Genomic DNA, 763 nt, shown 5'->3' on the forward strand with positions numbered 1-763 from the left:
GGCTCTTCTTGGAGCCGCAGAACAGCAGCACGATCCGATCCTCGCGTGAGAAGCGGAGCGCGCGGCCTGCATGCCAGGTCACGGTCATCACGATCGTCAGCACGGTAGCGCAGACGGAAGCGATCACTAGGAGGTCGGCGCTCGACACACGCGACCACAGCCCCTCCAGCACCGCTGCCCCGAAGGCGGTGTAGACGACCATCAGGATGGAGCCGCGATCCACCGCGGTGACCAGCGCCTTGTGGCGCGTAACGAAACCACCGACGATCGGACGCAGCAGATGGCCGGCGACGAACGGCAGCAGCAGCTGGAACACGATCGTCTGCACGGCACCCCATGACACCGACGTCGCGCCGGTCGAAGTCATCAGCAGCGCGACGAGCAGCGGGGTCGCAAAGATGCCGACTAGATTGGAGAAGGAAGCGCTGCACACCGCGGCCGCGACGTTGCCGCGCGCCATCGCGGTGAAGGCGATCGAGGACTGGACGGTCGAGGGCAGGGGCGAGAGGAACAGCAGGCCGTTCGCCAGCGGCCCGTCAAGTAGATGGAGCCGGGTCGCAAGAAGCCCCAGGGCTGGGAACAGGAGGAAGGTCGTGGCGAGCGTTGCTGCGTGCAGCCGCCAGTGGCGGGCGCCATCGAGGATCGCCTGGCGCGAGAGCTTAGCCCCATGCAGGAAGAAGAGCAGCACGATCGCGGCGGTGGCAATATCACCCGCGATCGCCTGCCACATGCCCCGCGCGGGCAGGAACGACGCGAGCGCGAC

The 763-nt window shown here is 67.2% G+C and carries 1 protein-coding gene; it reads right to left on the bottom strand.

The features are described from left to right. On the bottom strand, positions 1–763 hold a 763-nt coding region (locus AACY45_RS27170; protein ID WP_339548513.1), incomplete at both ends, for a bile acid:sodium symporter family protein.

The sequence above is a fragment of the Pseudomonas sp. RA_35y_Pfl2_P32 genome (assembly GCF_963970735.1).
Lineage (GTDB): Bacteria > Pseudomonadota > Gammaproteobacteria > Pseudomonadales > Pseudomonadaceae > Aquipseudomonas.